General features: G+C 72.0%; 17 protein-coding genes (1 of these 17 only partly in view). 12 read left to right on the top strand and 5 right to left on the bottom strand.

Annotated features, from left to right (window positions below):
* Window positions 1-85: 85 nt before the first annotated feature.
* Both disA and radA read right to left on the bottom strand, forming a co-directional pair.
* Window positions 86-1,237 carry a DNA integrity scanning diadenylate cyclase DisA gene (disA, locus tag OG385_RS12880; protein WP_266854642.1) on the bottom strand — a complete coding sequence of 384 codons (1,152 nt, stop codon included), beginning with the start codon at window positions 1,235-1,237 and terminating at the stop codon, window positions 86-88.
* Window positions 1,238-1,293: 56 nt separating this feature from the next.
* The gene (gene radA / locus OG385_RS12875) at window positions 1,294-2,691 is read right to left on the bottom strand and encodes a DNA repair protein RadA (protein WP_266854640.1); all 1,398 of its coding nucleotides are present in this window, start codon (window positions 2,689-2,691) and stop codon (window positions 1,294-1,296) included.
* A 183-nt stretch (window positions 2,692-2,874) separates the two neighbouring features.
* Here radA and OG385_RS12870 point away from each other — a divergent pair, with 183 nt between their 5' ends.
* Entirely contained in the window at window positions 2,875-4,587 is a 1,713-nt protein-coding gene (locus OG385_RS12870) for a hypothetical protein (protein WP_266854638.1), read from the top strand.
* A 192-nt stretch (window positions 4,588-4,779) separates the two neighbouring features.
* On the opposite strand, the gene OG385_RS12865 is transcribed toward OG385_RS12870, so the two are convergent.
* Complete coding sequence (locus OG385_RS12865; RefSeq protein ID WP_266854637.1) at window positions 4,780-5,625, bottom strand: hypothetical protein; 846 nt, start codon at window positions 5,623-5,625, stop codon at window positions 4,780-4,782.
* An 88-nt stretch (window positions 5,626-5,713) separates the two neighbouring features.
* On the opposite strand from OG385_RS12865, the gene OG385_RS12860 reads away from it, so the two are divergent.
* The 7 genes from OG385_RS12860 to OG385_RS12830 all read left to right on the top strand — a co-directional run bounded on the left by OG385_RS12860 (window position 5,714) and on the right by OG385_RS12830 (window position 12,517).
* Window positions 5,714-6,646 (top strand): Ppx/GppA phosphatase family protein, encoded by a 933-nt coding sequence (locus tag OG385_RS12860; RefSeq protein WP_266854635.1) that lies wholly within the window; start codon window positions 5,714-5,716, stop codon window positions 6,644-6,646.
* Between the two features lie 66 nt (window positions 6,647-6,712).
* A complete protein-coding gene (locus OG385_RS12855; protein WP_266854633.1) occupies window positions 6,713-7,531 on the top strand; it encodes a sugar phosphate isomerase/epimerase in 819 nt (272 codons plus the stop codon).
* A complete protein-coding gene (locus OG385_RS12850; protein WP_266854631.1) occupies window positions 7,528-8,199 on the top strand; it encodes a TetR family transcriptional regulator in 672 nt (223 codons plus the stop codon). Before OG385_RS12855 ends, OG385_RS12850 begins: the two co-directional genes overlap by 4 nt.
* Before the next feature lie 141 nt (window positions 8,200-8,340).
* Entirely contained in the window at window positions 8,341-10,191 is a 1,851-nt protein-coding gene (gene ilvD, locus OG385_RS12845) for a dihydroxy-acid dehydratase (protein WP_266854629.1), read from the top strand.
* 114 nt (window positions 10,192-10,305) lie between these two features.
* Entirely contained in the window at window positions 10,306-10,893 is a 588-nt protein-coding gene (locus tag OG385_RS12840; protein ID WP_266854628.1) for a hypothetical protein, read from the top strand.
* A 236-nt stretch (window positions 10,894-11,129) separates the two neighbouring features.
* Window positions 11,130-11,585 carry a hypothetical protein gene (locus OG385_RS12835; protein ID WP_266860814.1) on the top strand — a complete coding sequence of 152 codons (456 nt, stop codon included), beginning with the start codon at window positions 11,130-11,132 and terminating at the stop codon, window positions 11,583-11,585.
* Window positions 11,586-11,758: 173 nt separating this feature from the next.
* Entirely contained in the window at window positions 11,759-12,517 is a 759-nt protein-coding gene (locus OG385_RS12830; protein WP_323183753.1) for a methyltransferase domain-containing protein, read from the top strand.
* 74 nt (window positions 12,518-12,591) lie between these two features.
* On the opposite strand, the gene OG385_RS12825 is transcribed toward OG385_RS12830, so the two are convergent.
* Window positions 12,592-13,062, bottom strand: coding sequence for a hypothetical protein (locus OG385_RS12825; RefSeq protein ID WP_266854624.1), 471 nt, complete (start codon window positions 13,060-13,062; stop codon window positions 12,592-12,594).
* A gap of 102 nt (window positions 13,063-13,164) precedes the next feature.
* Here OG385_RS12825 and OG385_RS12820 point away from each other — a divergent pair, with 102 nt between their 5' ends.
* The 4 genes from OG385_RS12820 to proC all read left to right on the top strand — a co-directional run bounded on the left by OG385_RS12820 (window position 13,165) and on the right by proC (window position 16,481).
* On the top strand, window positions 13,165-13,917 hold the full coding sequence (locus tag OG385_RS12820; protein WP_266854623.1) for a class I SAM-dependent methyltransferase: 753 nt from the start codon (window positions 13,165-13,167) through the stop codon (window positions 13,915-13,917).
* A gap of 104 nt (window positions 13,918-14,021) precedes the next feature.
* Window positions 14,022-14,783, top strand: coding sequence for an ABC transporter ATP-binding protein (locus OG385_RS12815; RefSeq protein WP_266854622.1), 762 nt, complete (start codon window positions 14,022-14,024; stop codon window positions 14,781-14,783).
* Window positions 14,780-15,517 carry an ABC transporter permease gene (locus OG385_RS12810; RefSeq protein WP_266854620.1) on the top strand — a complete coding sequence of 246 codons (738 nt, stop codon included), beginning with the start codon at window positions 14,780-14,782 and terminating at the stop codon, window positions 15,515-15,517. Before OG385_RS12815 ends, OG385_RS12810 begins: the two co-directional genes overlap by 4 nt.
* Window positions 15,518-15,671: 154 nt before the next feature.
* Window positions 15,672-16,481, top strand: a complete 810-nt coding sequence (proC, locus tag OG385_RS12805) for a pyrroline-5-carboxylate reductase (RefSeq protein WP_266854618.1) — start codon at window positions 15,672-15,674, stop codon at window positions 16,479-16,481.
* Between the two features lie 24 nt (window positions 16,482-16,505).
* On the opposite strand, the gene trpS is transcribed toward proC, so the two are convergent.
* Window positions 16,506-17,178 carry the 3' portion of a tryptophan--tRNA ligase gene (trpS, locus tag OG385_RS12800; RefSeq protein WP_266854617.1) on the bottom strand. Its footprint extends 323 nt past the window's final position, so 673 of the gene's 996 nt are visible here — the last part of the coding sequence; the start codon falls outside the window, past its right edge; the stop codon is at window positions 16,506-16,508.

Below are 17,178 nucleotides of genomic sequence, written 5' to 3'. Positions count from 1 at the left end.
CCCCCCCTCCTGGGGGAGCTTGAGGAGCGGGGTCCGGGGGCGGAGCCCCGAAAAGGCCCGCACCCCACCCACCCCGGGCCACTGCCTAGACGTACCGCTCCAGAATCGACGACTCCGCGAGCCGCGAAAGGCCTTCCCGGACGCTACGGGCCCGCGCCTCCCCGACGCCGTCCACCGCCTGCAGATCATCCACGCTGGCGGCGAGCAGCTTCTGCAGCCCGCCGAAGTGCTCCACCAGCCGTTCGATGATCGCCCCCGGCAGCCTCGGCACCTTGGCCAGCAGCCGGAACCCGCGCGGCGACACCGCCGAGTCGAGCGTCTCCGGGGAGCCGCTGTACCCCAGCGCCCTTGCCACCACGGGCAGTTCGAGCAGCTCCGTGTGGCTGAGCGTGTTGAGGTCGACCAGCGCCTCGGCGACCGTACGCGAACGCTGGGGGCCCCTCCCGGAGGCAGCTCTGGGGGAGGTGGGCTCCGGCACGTAGTCCCTGACCACCAGCTCCCGCTCCGGCTCGACCCCCGCGATCAGCTCGTCCAGCTGGAGGGAGAGCAGCCGGCCGTCGGTGCCCAGCTCCACCACGTACTCGGCGATCTCGGTGGCGATCCGCCGGACCATCTCAAGACGCTGCGCGACAGCCGTCACGTCCCGGACCGTCACCAGGTCCTCGATCTCCAGGGCGGAGAGCGTACCCGCCACCTCGTCCAGCCGGAGCTTGTACCGCTCCAGCGTGGCCAGGGCCTGGTTGGCGCGGGACAGGATCGCCGCCGACTCCTCCAGGACCCGGCGCTCCCCGTCCACGTACAGCGCGATCAGGTGCATCGACTGCGATACGGAGACGACGGGGAAGCCGCACTGCTTGGAGACCCGGTCCGCCGTGCGATGGCGGGTGCCGGTCTCCTCGGTGGGGATCGACGCGTCCGGGACGAGCTGGACGCCGGCCCGGAGAATCTTGGTCAGATCCTTGTCGAGGATCAGCGCGCCGTCGAGCTTGCACAGCTCCCGCAGGCGGGTCGCGGCGAACTCCACGTCCATGACGAAACCGCCGGTGCACATCGCTTCGACGCTCTTGTCCATGCCCAGGACGATCAGGCCGCCGGTGTTCCCGCGGAGGATCCGCTCCAGGCCGTCGCGCAGAGCGGTACCGGGCGCGACAGCGCTCAGCGTGGCACGCATCAGCGCTTCATTGCCGGACGAGCTCCCGCCGGATCTCCCGGGTGCTGCTCGGTCATTGGCTGCCACTGCACTCCTCCGGCTCGTACGGACAGGCGAGACCAGGGCAAAGTCTACCGGCGCACTCACTCGTCCTGGGGCGCGCGGGCCCTTGAACGGCGCGGAAGGGCCCGCAGCGCGTCCCCCATGTCCGCCACTTCGATGACCTTCATCCCTGCGGGGACCTTCCCCGGATCGGTCGGTACGAGGGCGTGGGTGAAGCCGAGGCGGTGGGCCTCGGCAAGCCTGCGCTGGACGCCGGTGACCCTCCTGACCTCGCCCGCGAGGCCCACTTCGCCGATCGCCACCAGGTTCTTCGGGAGCGGGACGTCGCTGGCGGCGGAGGCCAGGGCGAGCGCGACGGCCAGGTCGGCGGCCGGTTCGGTGAGCTTCACGCCGCCGACCGTCGCCGTGTAGATGTCGCGCTTGCCGAGCGCGCTGATCCTGCCGCGCTGTTCGAGGACGGCGAGCATCATCGAGACCCGGGAGGTCTCAAGACCGGAGGTGGTGCGCCGGGGTGAGGGGATCTGTGAGTCGACCGTGAGCGCCTGGACCTCGGCGACCAGGGGGCGCTTGCCCTCCAGGGTGACCGTCAGACAGGTCCCGGGCACCGGTTCGTCACGGCGCGTCAGGAACAGCCCGCTCGGGTCGGCGAGCCCGGTGATGCCCTCGTCGTGCAGCTCGAAGCAGCCGACCTCGTCGGTGGCCCCGTATCTGTTCTTGACACCGCGGACCAGCCGCAGCCGGGCGTGCCGGTCGCCCTCGAAGGACAGCACGACGTCCACCAGGTGCTCAAGGAGCCGGGGCCCGGCGATGGCGCCGTCCTTCGTGACGTGCCCGACGAGCAGCGTGGACATCCCGCGCTCCTTGGATGCGCGGATCAGCGCGCCCGCCACCTCGCGCACCTGCGCCATACCGCCCGGCGCACCGTCCAGTTCGGATGAGGCCACCGTCTGTACGGAGTCCAGGACCAGCAGGGACGGCTTCACCGCGTCGAGGTGGCCGAGCACCGCGGCGAGATCGGTCTCGGCGGCCAGATAGAGGTGGTCATTGATCGCGTGGATCCGGTCGGCGCGCAGCCTGACCTGGCTCGCGGACTCCTCGGCCGTCACATAGAGCGTGCGGTGGTCGGAGCCGGCGGCCTTCGCCGCGACGTCGAGCAGCAGCGTGGACTTGCCGACGCCCGGCTCGCCCGCGAGCAGCACGACCGCGCCGGGCACCAGACCGCCGCCGAGCACCCGGTCCAGCTCGTTGACCCCGGTCGAACGGGCCGTCGCCGTCCGGCTGTCGACCTGGCCGATGGGGACGGCGGCGCTGCTGACCGGACCGGCCGCGGTCGTCCGTACGGCGGGCCCGCCGCCCTGCTCCTCGACCGTCCCCCACGTCTGGCACTCGGGGCAGCGGCCCAGCCACTTGGCCGTCGTGTACCCGCATTCGGTGCAGCGGTAGGACGGCCGTTCTCTGGTCTTCGCACGGGTGGCCATGGCGCCACCGTAACCGGCCGCACCGACAGTGGCCGTACGCCTCAGGGACAGCGGGCGCGGGGCCGGGAGCCAGCTGCCGGAATCCGGGATTCCTGTCCCCTTTTGAGGGATACGTTCACCCGTAAGGATTAAATGCCCTCAAGAGGTGCTAGGAGGCGGCTATTACCGGCCTACCGTCGCCGGGTGACGAGCAGCAGGCTGGAGAACCCCACACACACCACCGGCGCACACCGGGCGCACCGGCGCGCCCCCCACCCGGCGGAGCAGCGGCCGCCGGTCCGTTACGAGGCATATCTGGACGGTCTTTTCACCTACTGCCTCTCCGTTCTGTGCGACCACACGGAGGCCACCGCCGTACTCGGCGAGGTGCTCGCCGTCTCGGAACGCCAGTTCAGCCGCTGCCCCTCGGGCGAACAGAGCCGCCGGGCCTGGCTGTACGCCCTCGCGCGCTGGGCCTGTCTGCGCAAGCTCGCCGAGCGGAAGCGGCTGCGTCCCGGCGCGCACACCGGGCGCACGCCGGAGCCCAAGCCCGCGCCCGCGCCCGAGCAGCCAGGAGCTGCCGAGGCCGCCGAGCGGCAGCGCCGCGATCTCGCCACCCTCGCCTGGCCCGAGGCCGCCGGCACCACCCCCGAGCAGCGCGAGGCGCTGGAACTCGCGGTACGCCACGGCCTCGGCCCGCGCGAAGTCGCCGCCGTGCTCGGCCTGGAGCACGCGGCAGCCCGCGAGCTGCTGGCCGCCGGAGCCTGCGAGGTGGAGCGGACCCGCGCGGCACTCGCCGTCGTCGAGACCGGCAACTGCCCGAGCGTCGCCCGGCTCACCGGCGACAACCGGGTCCTGCTCTCCACGGCGCTCCGCCGCGAACTCGTCCGGCACGTGGACGACTGCCCGCGCTGCCGCCGGGTCGCCGAGCGGGCCGGAGCGACGGGCCCCTGGCCCGGCTCCACCGTCACACCGGCCACCCCGGCGGCCCTGCCGCTCGTCGTGGCGGAACGATCCGCCGCGTACACGGCGATGCTGCACGCCCCCCGTGGCCACGCCCCGCGCTTCGGCCGCACGGGCTTCCCGCTGGACCCGAAGGACCGGGCCGCCCGCCGCGACCGGCTGCGCTCGCGCGCCGTGACGACCACCGTCGTCGCGACGGTTGTCGCCGCCCCGGTGCTGGCCCTGTGGGTGGCGTACCGCCACGCTCCCTCCACCGGCGAGGGGCACGGCGGTTCGGTGACATCGAGCGAGGCCGACGGGCAGGGCGGCAACGGCGCGAGCCCGTACGACCACTACGAGAACGCGGGCAACGCCCGCACCCAGCACACCCCGTTCGCCGACGACGGCAGTTCGCCGGACGTGTCCGTCGAGGTCATCAGCCCGGACGCGGCGGACCAGAAGGCGGGTGACGGCTCACTGGCCGCCGGCGGCCTCACCGTCGCGGCCCGCGCGTCCGGCGGACGCACCTCGATCACCCTGACCAACGGCGGCGACCGCCCCCTCTCCTGGTCGGCCACCAGGAGCGCGCCGTGGCTCTACCTCAGCAGCTCGTCGGGGGTCCTGTCGCCGGGCGGCTCGATCACGATCCGGGTGTACGTGGACCACCGCAGCGAACCGTCGGGCGCCTGGTCGGCCCGGATCGCCCTGGACCCGTCGGGCGCCGTCGTGTCGATCCACGGGTACGGCCGGGGCGACGGAAACCACGGCCGGGGCCACGGCCATGGGCACGGTCACCACGGCCACGGCAGCCCGACCCCGTCGAACGGTCCGTCCTCGGGACCGGCCCCTTCGGGCCGCCCGACGCCCACGCCGACACCGACCTCTTCGGCCCCGACGCCCACCCCCACCCCGACCGTCTCGGACCCCCCGACGACAGCACCGCCGTCGACTCCGGGCACACCTTCAGCGTCCTAACGGGAAAGCCGCCACGGGAAAGCCGCCACGAGAGACCCGCACGAGAGACCCGCACGAGAGACCCGTAACGAGAAAGCCGTACCCGGAGACCAGCGGTCCGGCCGCTCCGGAAACCAGGACCGGCCGGAAACCAGGACCGGCCGCGAACCAGGGCCAGCCCGCGGACCAGCCCTGGCTCGGACGCCGCCGGTCCTACCGAGGGTCGGCCGGGTGCGGGGCCATCGGGAGCAGCGCCGCGACCCGCTCCTCGCACAGCTCCACCAGGCGGTCGTACGCCGGTGCGCCCATCAGCTCGATCAGCTCCGGCCGGTACGTCACATAGACCGGGTCACCCGCGCCGTGCGCGGACGTCGCCGACGTGCACCACCAGTGCAGGTCGTGGCCGCCGGGACCCCAGCCGCGCCGGTCGTACTCGCCGATGGAGATCTGCAGCACCCGCGAATCGTCGGGCCGCTCGATCCAGTCGTACGTCCGGCGGACCGGCAGCTGCCAGCAGACGTCCGGCTTGGTCTCCAGCGGCTCCTTGCCCTCCCGCAGCGCCAGGATGTGCAGCGAGCACCCCGCGCCGCCCGCGAACCCGGGCCGGTTCTGGAAGATGCAGGAACCCTCCCAGCGCCGTGTCTGGCGCTCCCCGTCCTCGTCGAGCTGGACCCACCCCGTCTCCGTACCGACGTCGTGGAACTGCCAGAGGTCCGGCGTGAGCCGTTCCACATGACCGGCCACCCGCTGCTCGTCCTCCTCGTCCGAGAAGTGCGCCCCCAGCGTGCAGCAGCCGTCGTCGGCGCGGCCCGCCTCGATGCCCTGGCAGCCGCTGCCGAAAATGCAGGTCCACCGCGAGGTGAGCCAGGTCAGGTCGCAGCGGAAGACCTGTTCGTCATCGGCGGGGTCCGGGAACTCGACCCAGGCCCGGGCGAAGTCCAGACCCTGCTCGTCATTGACGCGCTCGTCACTACTGCGCTCGTCGCTACTCTTCTGGGCACTCTTCGGCTTCGGCTGCTTGGTGGCTTTGCCCGGCTTCGCCTTTTTCGTCTTTGGCACGCACCCAGCGTACGGGGACAGTGCGGGGACACCGCCCCCATCAGCCCGGACAGCCACCCGCTTGCCCGCGCCCAGTAGCGTTCCGTCCATGAGACTCGGAGTCCTCGACGTCGGTTCGAACACGGTCCACCTGCTGGTGGTCGACGCCCACCCCGGCGCCCGACCGCTGCCCGCGCACTCGCACAAGGTGGGGCTGCGCCTGGCCGAACTGCTCGACAGCGAGGGTGCGATCGGCCCCGAGGGCATAGACCGGCTGGTCGCCACCGTCAACGACGCGCTCCAGGCCGCCGAGGACAAGGGCGCCGAGAGCGTCCTGTCGTTCGCGACCTCCGCCGTGCGCGAGGCGACCAACGCCGACCACGTCCTCACCCGGGTGCGCGACGAGACCGGCGTCGACCTCCAGGTCCTCACCGGCGCCGACGAGGCCCGGCTCACCTTCCTCGCGGCCCGACGCTGGTTCGGCTGGTCCGCTGGCCGGCTGCTGCTGCTCGACATCGGCGGCGGCTCCCTCGAAATCGCGTACGGCATCGACGAGGACCCCGACGCGGCCGTCTCGCTGCCGCTCGGCGCCGGCCGGCTGACCCACGCCTGGCTGCCGGACGACTCACCCGACCCGCAGGACGTCAGGGCGCTGCGCCGCCATGTCCGCGCGGAGATCGCCAGGACCGTCGGGGAGTTCACCCGCTTCGGCAGGCCGGACCGGGTGGTCGCGACCTCCAAGACCTTCAAGCAGCTGTCCCGCATCGCGGGCGCCGCGCGCTCCGGCGACGGCCCGTACGTGCCGCGCGGACTGAGTCGTAAGTCACTTGAGGACTGGGTCCCCAAGCTCGCCGCGATGACCTCGGCGGAGCGCGCCCGGCTGCCCGGGGTCTCCGCCGACCGAGCCCCCCAGCTCCTCGCCGGAGCGCTGGTCGCGGAGGGTGCGATGGACCTGCTCGGGGTCGAGGAGCTGGAGGTCTGCCCCTGGGCGCTGCGCGAGGGCGTCATCCTGCGCCGCCTCGACCACCTGCCGGTCAGGTAGGGCCTCGTCCCGATCCGCCCGGGATCCGGACGGAGGTCCCCGGGCGCGGCCCGTACGCTGTCTTCCGTGGCAGAACCAGTGGTGCGCATCCCGGATGCGAAGGTCGCGCTGTCCACGGCATCCGTGTATCCGGAGTCGACGGCGACGGCCTTCGAGATCGCCGCGCGCCTCGGCTACGACGGCGTCGAGGTCATGGTGTGGACGGACCCCGTCAGCCAGGACATCGAGGCGCTGCGCAGACTCTCCGACCACTACCGGATGCCGGTCCTCGCCGTACACGCGCCGTGTCTGCTGATCACCCAGCGGGTCTGGTCCACCGACCCCTGGACCAAACTCCAGCGCGCCAGGTCGGCCGCCGAGCGGCTCGGGGCCTCCACCGTCGTCGTCCACCCGCCCTTCCGCTGGCAGCGCTCGTACGCCCGTGACTTCGTCGACGGGATCTGGCGGATGGCGGACGAGACCGATGTGCGGTTCGCCGTGGAGAACATGTACCCGTGGCGCTACCGGGACCGCGAGATGCTCGCGTACGCCCCCGACTGGGACGTCACCAGCGACGACTACCGCCACTTCACGGCCGACCTCTCGCACACGGCGACCGCCCGTACCGACGCGATGGCGATGATCGGCCGGATGGGCCCGCGGCTGGCCCATGTGCACCTCGCGGACGGCCGGGGCTCCGGCAAGGACGAGCACCTGGTGCCGGGCCGCGGCACACAGCCCTGCGCCGAGCTGCTCGAAGGGCTCGCGGGCAGCGGCTTCGACGGCCATGTCGTCATCGAGGTCAACACCCGCCGCGCGATGTCCACGGCGGAGCGCGAGGCCGACCTGGCGGAGGCCCTCGCCTTCACCCGCCTCCACCTGGCGACCCGGGTCCGCCACCCATGACACCCCGGCCCGGCCCGGCCGGCGGCGACAGCGGCGCCCCCACCGGCGCCGAGTCCGCGCCCGGTCCCGCCCCCGCGCGCCGCAGGGGCCGCCCGCCGCGTGACCGGGCGGCCGAGGGCGGCGGTGCGCGGGAACGCATCCTGGAGTCGGCCCGCAGGGAGTTCTCCGAGCGGGGATACGACAAGACCTCCGTACGCGCCATCGCGAAGGCGGCCGGGGTCGATCCGGCGCTCGTCCACCACTACTTCGGTACGAAGGACGAGGTCTTCGAGGCGGCGATCGAGGTCACCATGGAGCCCGTCCAGCTCGTCACCTCGCTGCTCGAAGCGGGCCCCGACGGCATCGGTGAGCGGCTGGCCCGCTCCTTCCTCGGCGCCTGGGAGAACCCGGGGACCCGCACCCCGCTGCTGGCGATCATCCGCTCGGCACTGACGCACGAGGCGGCGGGGAAGGTGCTGCGCGGCTTCGTGTTCCAGCGCGTACTCGGCCGGGTGGCGGCGGACCTCGACGTACCGGACCCGCAGTTCCGGGCGGAGCTGGCGGCCTCCCACATGATCGGCATCGCGATGATGCGGTACGTGATCCAGGTGGAGCCGATGGCGTCGGCCGAGGTGGACGACATCGTGGCGATGGTCGCCCCGACGCTGCAGAGGTACCTGACGGAGTGAGGCCGCGTGCGGCCCGTGGCAGGCTCTTCCCGCCCCGTGAACCGTCCCCCCGTCCGTCCCGTAATCCGGACGAGGCGTCCGGATCTTGGAGGGCAGGCGTACGCTCGACGGCAGTCACATCTGCCTAAGGAGCGAGCCACGATGCCCGAGCTGAGGTCCCGCACAGTCACCCACGGCCGCAACATGGCGGGCGCCCGTGCCCTCATGCGAGCCTCGGGCGTAGCGAGCGAGGACATCGGCAAGCCGATCATCGCGGTCGCCAACTCGTTCACCGAGTTCGTCCCGGGCCACACCCACCTCCAGCCGGTCGGCCGGATCGTCTCCGAGGCGATCAAGGCGGCGGGCGCGGTGCCCCGCGAGTTCAACACGATCGCCGTGGACGACGGCATCGCGATGGGCCACGGCGGGATGCTCTACAGCCTGCCCTCGCGCGACCTGATCGCGGACAGCGTCGAGTACATGGTCGAGGCACACTGCGCGGACGCCCTGATCTGCATCTCCAACTGCGACAAGATCACCCCGGGCATGCTGATGGCCGCCATGCGCCTCAACATCCCCACGGTCTTCGTCTCCGGCGGCCCGATGGAGGCCGGCAAGGCGACCCTGGTCGACGGCACGGTCCGCAAGCTCGACCTGATCAACGCCATCAGCGACGCGGTCGACGAGAACGTCTCGGACGAGGACATCCTCCGTATCGAGGAGAACGCCTGCCCCACCTGTGGCAGCTGCTCGGGCATGTTCACGGCCAACTCGATGAACTGCCTGACCGAGGCCCTCGGCCTGGCGCTCCCCGGCAACGGCTCGGTGCTCGCCACCCACACCGCCCGCAAGGCGCTGTACGAGAACGCGGGCCGCACGGTCGTGGAGATCGCCAAGCGCTACTACGAGCAGGACGACGAGACCGTCCTGCCGCGCGCCATCGGCACCCGCGCCGCCTTCGACAACGCGATGGCGCTCGACATCTCCATGGGCGGCTCGACCAACACGATCCTGCACCTCCTCGCCGCCGCACAGGAGGCCGAACTGCCGTACGGCCTGGCCGAGATGGACGAGGTCTCGCGCCGCGTCCCGTGTCTGTCCAAGGTCGCGCCGAACGTCGCCCCCGGCGGCACGTACTACATGGAGGACGTGCACCGCGCCGGCGGCATCCCCGCCATCCTCGGTGAGCTGTACCGGGGCGGGATGCTCAACGAGGACGTGCACTCGGTCCACTCGCCGTCGCTGGCCGACTGGCTGAAGACCTGGGACGTGCGCGGCGGCTCCCCGTCGGCCGATGCGGTCGAGCTGTGGCACGCGGCCCCCGGCTGCGTCCGCTCCGCCGAGGCCTTCTCGCAGTCCGAGCGCTGGGACACCCTCGACACGGACGCGGCCGGCGGCTGCATCCGCGACGTCGAGCACGCGTACTCCAAGGACGGCGGCCTCGCGGTCCTCAAGGGCAACCTGGCCGTGGACGGCTGCGTCGTGAAGACGGCCGGCGTCGACGAGTCGATCTGGAACTTCGAGGGCCCGGCCGTGGTCTGCGAGTCCCAGGAGGAGGCCGTCGACAAGATCCTCCGCAAGGAGATCACCGCGGGCGACGTCGTCGTCATTCGCTACGAGGGCCCCAGGGGCGGCCCCGGTATGCAGGAGATGCTCTACCCGACGTCCTTCCTGAAGGGCCGCGGCCTCGGCAAGGTCTGCGCCCTGGTCACCGACGGCCGCTTCTCCGGCGGTACATCGGGTCTGTCGATCGGACACGCCTCGCCCGAGGCGGCAGCGGGCGGCACCATCGCGCTCGTCGAGGACGGCGACCGCATCCGCATCGCCATCCCGGACCGCTCCATCGAGCTGCTGGTCTCCGACGAGGAGCTGGCGACCCGCCGCGCCGCACTGAACGGCGTGTACGCCCCGAAGAACCGCGAACGCAAGGTCTCGCAGGCACTGAAGGCGTACGCGGCGATGGCGACCAGCGCCGACCGCGGCGCCGTGAGGGACGTCTCGAAGCTCGGCTGACCCGCCGCACCGACCCGCCTGCCGGCCCGGACCCACACCTTGTCATCACTGTGTGTGTCCGGGCCGGTGCGTTACGCTGCCCCCTTCCCTGCCTTGGTCACCATTGGGGGCACCATGCGTCAGCCCATCTGCCGGCCCACCCGTCAGCCCACGCTTCAGCCCACCCGTCAGCCCACCCACCAGTCCATCGCCCGGTCCGTCCGCCGGTCCGTCCCCCGGCTCATCCGCCGGTTCATCCAGAGGCCGGCCGTCATCGCGGCAGCCGTCGGAGGCCTCGCGGCGCTCGGGATCGTCCCGGCGACCGCGGCACCCGCTGCCGCGCCCGCCGCCGTGCCCGCCGTGGCACCCGCCGCCACACCCGCGAGCATCTGCGGCTCCGGCTACCGGGAGATCGATTCCCACACCTTCACCAACGGGCGGGTCGAATTCGCCCGCGTCCATCTCCTCTACAACGCGACGACCGGCTACAACTGCGTCGTCACCGACCACAGCCGCGCCACCGCGGGCATGGCCCTGCCCACCGGGGCCTGGATCGACGTCCAGGGCGACGGCAAGGGCCAGGCCAAGGACCAGGGCACGTTCTCCTCGTACGCGGGCCCGGTGCGGCTCAAGGCCGTCCACTCCTGCGTGCAGTGGGGCGGCATGATCGAGGCCGGCGTCGGTACGTACACGTACACCAGCCCATGGACCCACTGCGGCTGAACAACCGCACCGGGCCCGCGTGGACTCCACCGGCTCGAACCACACCCGCTGGACCCCGGCGGCCGTCCGCCGCCCGGCAGCGAGGGATAATCGGGCCCGTGAGCGACAACGGCGAGAACGGCGACAACGGCGACGGCACCGCGAAGACCGCCGCTCCGGGCGGCAGGGCCGGCCGGACCGGCGGGCACGGCCGGACCGGCCAGGACCGCACGCCCGGCGGGCCGCAGCCCGAGACCATCCGCTTCTTCGGTACGACCTGGGTCGGCCACGACAGCGGATACGGGCTGCGGCGCGCCGCGGTCGCGGCCGGCGCGCTGGTCACGACGGTCGCCGCGTGCTTCGTGATGCGGCTCGCCTACCAGGGTGTGCAGACCGCCGACATCGGCAGCTTCGCCTCCGCCCTCTTCGTGGCCGTCTTCGCCGTCTGCAGCGCCGTCGCCTTCGCCCGCACCTGGGACGGCTTCCGCCGCCGCCCCGCCGATCCGGCCCGCGAGGAATCCCTGCGCAGCCTGAAGGCGATCGGCTTCATCGGCTCGCTCCTGGCGTACTTCATCCGTTCCCTGACCGAGGCCCCCGGCGAGAAACTGCGCCGCACCGAGTACGAGACGGCCGCCGCGGCGTACGAGAAGCGCCGGGGAGCCCGTGCCGGAAACCCGGCAGCCCGCAGGAAGCCGAAGTCCAAGCGCGGCTGAGGACGCACGCACACCGCCCGCCATCCGGGCACCCCGCCATCCGGGCACCCCGGCGCGTGAGCCCACCTGTGCCCCATGCCCCATTGCCCCATGCCCTGCTGCCTGGCCGGCCCCCTGTCTCCCCCCGCCCCTGCCTCTGTTCCCTGCGGCCGTCCGCCACGAAGATGTCAGACATGACGGAACTCGCACTGTCCTCGGACCCGGTCGCCGCCCAGTACGCCGCAGCGCGCCCCGGATACCCGCCCGAGCTCTTCGACGCCGTGGAAGCGATGGCGCACCGCCCGCTCAAGGGCGCGTACGTGGTCGACGTCGGCGCGGGCACGGGCATCGCCACCGGACTGCTGCGGGACCGCGGCGCCGAGGTGGTGGCGGTCGAACCGGGCCCCGGCATGGCCGCACAGCTGCGCTCCGCCCTCCCCGGTGTGCCGCTGGTGCAGGGCGTGGGCGACGCGCTCCCGCTCGCCTCGGGCTGCGCCGACTTCGTCACATACGCGCAGGCCTGGCACTGGACGGAACCGACCCGCTCGGTCCCCGAAGCCCTGCGGGTCCTGAAGCCGCGCGGGGTGCTGGCCCTCTGGTGGAACGTCCCGGACCCGTCCGTCCGCTGGGCCGCCGACCAGGAGGCACGGCTGAAGAAGCGGCTCCCCGAGTACTACCGCTACGGGACGGCGCCGAAGGCCCCCGTGATCATCAAGACCCTGTACGACGGCCTGACCCCGGCCTTCCGACGCCTGCAATGGTCGCGCGAGGTGGACATCGACACCCACATCGCCCAGCTGAGCAGCCGCTCGTACGTGGCAGCCGCACCCGAGGAGAAGGCGGCCCGGGCCCTGGCGGACGAGCGGGCGGAACTGCTGCGGATCTTCCCGGAGGGCAGAGTGCGGGAGGAGTACGTCATCAACCTCACGGCCGTACGGAAACCGGCGAACTGACCTCCCCCGAAGCCGGAGCAGCCACCGGAACCGGAACGGCAACCAGCGCAGTCACCCGTACCCCGGACCGGCTCTCACCCCCGCCGCCCCCCGAACCTCCCCACAAGTCCCACGACTCCACCGACGACAACACCGCGCCACACCGCGTCCCCCAAACTGCTGAAAAAGCTTTCCGATCCGAGCAGTTGGCGCACCACAACGTCACTGACAGCCATCAGCACAGCGGGCACGGCCGCGACCCGCCAGGGGTGCGCGGCGGACCACCGCCTGATCCGCTGGTCGACCCGCGCCGCCTGCCGCCCGCCGAGCGCGGCCCCCGCGCCGCCCACGATGAAGAACAGCGTGAGCGCGACCGAGACCGCGGTGGTCACGGCGTGCGCCCCCACCCCCTCGGCGAGCGCCGCGATCCCGAACGAGACCGCGCCACCCATCGCGCCGACGGCCGCGGCGGACCGCCACGGCCCGAGCGTCGCGGAGGCGACGGCCAGGCTGCGCTGCTCGGATCCGGACATCTCCGACCCGGACTTTCCAAGGTTCTGCGTCATGCCCCAACGGTCCGCCGCCAACCTGCCGAAGGCTATGGGGGATGCCCCTGACGCACCCCCGACGTGGGAGCCAAAACCCTGAGGCGCGCGCAGAATTGGCGTATGACAACCACCTCACGCGCCCACTCCTTCAACGCGGCAGCAGCCGCCTACGCGGCGAACCGCCCGTCCTATCCGCCCGCTCTCCTCGACGCCGTCGAAGAACTCGCGGGGCGCCCGCTGGCCGGCGCCCGGGTCGCCGACGTCGGCGCGGGCACGGGTATAGCCAGCGCCCTCCTCCACGAGCGCGGCGCCCGGATCGTCGCGGTCGAGCCGGGCGACGGCATGGCGGAACAGTTCCGCCGCACGCTGCCCGGCGTACCGGTGGTGCGCGGCGACGGGAACAACCTCCCGCTCGCCGACGCGTCGGCGGACTTCATCACGTACGCCCAGGCCTGGCACTGGACGGACCCGGCCCGTTCGGCACCCGAGGCGATGCGCGTCCTGCGTCCCGGCGGCGCGCTCGCCCTCTGGTGGAACATCGCGGACCACGGGGTGCAGTGGATCGCCGACCAGAAGAACAGGATCGAGCGCTTCTTCGGCGGCTCCGACATCGTGCTCGGCGCGCACGGCACGGCCGCGCGGACACTCCAGACCGGCGGCCTGGACTTCGCCGACCGCACCGTCCACTGGACCCGCGAGGTCTCCATCGACACGCACCTCGCCAATCTGGCCAGCCACTCCGTGTTCCTGGTCGCGGGGGAGGAGGCCACCAGGGAGTTCGCCGACCAGGAGCGCACCGTCCTGAGGGACCTCTTCCCGCAGGGCATGGTGAGCGAGGCGTACGCGGTCGACCTCTGCGTGGCGATCCGCTGACGGCGACGGCGCACCCGGCGGACGCGCACCCCGGCAGACATGCACCCGCGGCAGGCGACGTCCCTTGACGGAACCAACCCGGCGGGAGAATTATTCACCACGTGATGAATAAATCTCCGAGCTGCGCACCGGACCACCCGGCGGCACCGCCACCCCCCATCGACGCCCGGGGCCTGTCCGTGGTCCGAGGCTCGCGAACCGTCCTGCGCGACCTGGACTTCACCGTCCCCCGCGGCCGGATCACCGGTCTGCTCGGCCCGTCCGGCTGCGGGAAGTCCACCCTGATGCGGGCGGTGGTCGGCACCCAGGCCAAGGTCACCGGCACCCTCACGGTGCTGGACCACCCGGCGGGCGCCGCCCCGCTGCGAAGCCGTATCGGCTATGTGACCCAGGCCCCGTCCGTCTACGACGACCTCACCGTCGAGCAGAACCTGGACTACTTCGCATCGATCCTCGGCGCCCGCGCCAACGTCCCGCGCGTCATCGAACAGGTTGACCTGACCACGCACACGACCGCCCTGGCGGGCAGCCTCTCCGGCGGCCAGCGCAGCCGAGTCTCCCTGGCCGCGGCCCTGCTCGGCAGTCCGGAACTCCTGGTCCTGGACGAACCGACCGTAGGACTGGACCCGGTGCTGCGCAGAGACCTCTGGGCCCTGTTCCACCGCCTGGCCGACGACGGCACCACCCTGCTCGTGTCCTCCCACGTCATGGACGAGGCGGAGCGCTGCCACCGCCTGCTCCTCATGCGCGACGGCGAGATCCTGGCCGAAGGCACCCCGGACGAACTGCGCACCCGCACCCAGGCCCCGACGGTCGAGGCGGCCTTCCTCCACCTGGTCGACGCGGCACGGAAGACGGCCCGGTGAACGTCACCCACACCCTCGCCACCACCAGCCGGGTCCTGCGCCAACTGCGCCACGACCCCCGCACGATCGCGCTCCTGCTGCTGATCCCCGCCGTCATGATCACGCTGCTGCGGTACGTATTCGACGCGTCCCCGCAGACGTTCAACTCGATCGGCGCGTCGCTGCTGGGCATCTTCCCGCTGATCACGATGTTCCTGGTGACCTCCATCGCGACCTTGCGCGAACGCACGTCCGGCACCCTGGAGCGCCTGCTGTCCCTGCCGATCGGCAAGGCCGACATCATCGCCGGGTACGCACTGGCCTTCGGCCTCCTGGCCATCGTCCAGTCCGCCCTGGCCACGGCCCTCTCGGTCTGGCTCCTGGACCTGAACGTCACGGGCTCCCCCTGGCTCCTGCTCCTGGTGGCCCTCCTGGACGCACTGCTGGGCACGGCGCTGGGCCTGTTCGTCTCGGCGTTCGCGGCCTCGGAGTTCCAGGCAGTCCAGTTCATGCCGGCGGTGATCTTCCCCCAGCTGCTGCTCTGCGGCCTGTTCACCCCACGGAACCAGATGCAGCCGCTCCTGGAGGGCCTCTCCAACGTGCTGCCGATGTCGTATGCGGTGGACGCGATGAACCAGGTGATGCACCACAGCGCGGTAACGGCGACGTTCGTACGCGACATCGGGATCGTAGGAGGCTGCGCACTCCTGGTCCTGACCCTGGGCGCGGCAACACTGCGCCGCCGGACGACGTAACAGGGGGAGTCCGAGAAGCCGGACGTGACCCCCACGTACCACCCGTCGGACACCCCCGCGCCCACCCACCACCCCGATGCAAGGATGACCCGGGAACGGAAGAGACAGACAGACGGACAGGCAGAAAGCCCCAACCGGCGAGGTGAACAGAGCCATGGCCCAGACAGTCGCAGTCCTAGGCACAGGCAAGATCGGCGAAGCCCTCCTGAGCGGAATGCTCCGCGCGGGCTGGCCCCCCGCCAACCTCCTCGTCACCACCCGCCGCCCCGCCCGAGCGGAAGAACTCCGCACCCGCTACGGCGTGGAACCGGTCACCAACCAGGAAGCGGCCGAGCGAGCCGACATCCTCATCCTCACGGTGAAGCCGCAGGACATGGGCAAGCTCCTGGACGAGCTCGCCCCCCACGTCCCCGCGGACCGCCTGGTCATCAGCGGCGCCGCCGGCATCCCCACCTCCTTCTTCGAGGAGCGCCTCGCCGCCGGTACCCCGGTCGTCCGGGTCATGACGAACACCCCCGCCCTGGTGGACGAGGCGATGTCCGTCATCTCGCCCGGCAGCCACGCGACGGAGGCACACCTGGTCCACGCCGACGAGATCTTCGGCGGTGTGGGCAAGACCCTCCGCGTCCCGGAGACGCAGCAGGACGCGGCCACCGCACTCTCCGGCTCCGGCCCGGCGTACTTCTACTACCTGGTCGAGGCGATGACCGACGCAGGAATCCTCCTCGGCCTGCCGCGCGCCCAGGCGCACGACCTGATCGTGCAGGCTGCCATCGGCGCTGCCGTGATGCTCAGGGACAGCGGCGAACACCCGGTGAAACTGCGCGAGGCGGTCACCAGTCCGGCAGGCACCACGATCAACGCGATCCGCGAGCTGGAGAACCACGGCGTACGGGCCGCTCTCATCGCCGCCCTGGAGGCAGCCCGCGACCGCAGCCGCGAACTGGCCTCCGGCAACGGCTGACCCGCCACCCCCAGCCGGCGACGGCTACGGCTCCAGCAGCCCGATGGCCCGGTACGCGGCATCGACCGTGGGCCGGGCCATCGCCCGTGCCCGCGCGGCGCCCCGCCTGAGGACCTCCTCCAGATACCCGGGATCGGCGACCAGCGCCGTATGCCTCTTCTGGAGCGGCCGCAGCAGCTCGACCACCGCGTCGGCCGCGTCCTTCTTCAGCGCCCCGTACGACGCGTACGTCCCGGCGAGCGCTCCGGGCTCCTTCCCCGTACAGGCGCCCAGCACCTCCAGCAGATTGGCGACCCCGGGACTCGCGGCCCGGTCGTAGACGACCTCCGAACCGCTGTCGGTCATGGCCCGCATGACCTTCTTGTGCACCACAGCGGGTTCGTCCAGGAGATAGACGATCCCCGCACCCGACGCGTGCGACTTCCCCATCTTCGACGTGGGGTCCTGAAGGTCCATGACCCGCGCGGCCACCGCGGGCTCAATGGCCTTCGGCACCACAAAGGTGTGTCCGTACCGCTGGTTGAACCGCACAGCCAGATCCCGGGTCAGCTCGACATGCTGCGTCTGGTCCTCACCGACCGGAACCTCGTCGGCCGAGTACGCCAGGATGTCCGCGGCCATCAGCGCCGGATAGGTGAGAAGGGAGAGCCGCACACTGTCCCCGGCCGTCTTCGCCTGAGCGCTCTTCTCCTTGTAC

The organism is Streptomyces sp. NBC_01306, from assembly GCF_026340465.1.
Classification (GTDB): Bacteria; Actinomycetota; Actinomycetes; order Streptomycetales; family Streptomycetaceae; genus Streptomyces.
The sequence above is the reverse complement of the archived record's forward strand: the minus strand, read 5'-3'. Positions and strand labels throughout refer to the sequence as shown.

Excerpts from the sequence above, each read along its gene's own strand:
- radA (WP_266854640.1), bottom strand. The coding sequence starts at position 2,691 with ATGGCCACCCGTGCGAAGACCAGAGAACGGCCGTCCTACCGCTGCACC.
- OG385_RS12860 (WP_266854635.1), top strand. The coding sequence starts at position 5,714 with ATGAGACTCGGAGTCCTCGACGTCGGTTCGAACACGGTCCACCTGCTG.
- OG385_RS12850 (WP_266854631.1), top strand. The coding sequence starts at position 7,528 with ATGACACCCCGGCCCGGCCCGGCCGGCGGCGACAGCGGCGCCCCCACC.
- ilvD (WP_266854629.1), top strand. The coding sequence starts at position 8,341 with ATGCCCGAGCTGAGGTCCCGCACAGTCACCCACGGCCGCAACATGGCG.
- OG385_RS12840 (WP_266854628.1), top strand. The coding sequence starts at position 10,306 with ATGCGTCAGCCCATCTGCCGGCCCACCCGTCAGCCCACGCTTCAGCCC.
- OG385_RS12830 (WP_323183753.1), top strand. The coding sequence starts at position 11,759 with ATGACGGAACTCGCACTGTCCTCGGACCCGGTCGCCGCCCAGTACGCC.
- OG385_RS12825 (WP_266854624.1), bottom strand. The coding sequence starts at position 13,062 with ATGACGCAGAACCTTGGAAAGTCCGGGTCGGAGATGTCCGGATCCGAG.
- OG385_RS12820 (WP_266854623.1), top strand. The coding sequence starts at position 13,165 with ATGACAACCACCTCACGCGCCCACTCCTTCAACGCGGCAGCAGCCGCC.
- OG385_RS12815 (WP_266854622.1), top strand. The coding sequence starts at position 14,022 with ATGAATAAATCTCCGAGCTGCGCACCGGACCACCCGGCGGCACCGCCA.
- proC (WP_266854618.1), top strand. The coding sequence starts at position 15,672 with ATGGCCCAGACAGTCGCAGTCCTAGGCACAGGCAAGATCGGCGAAGCC.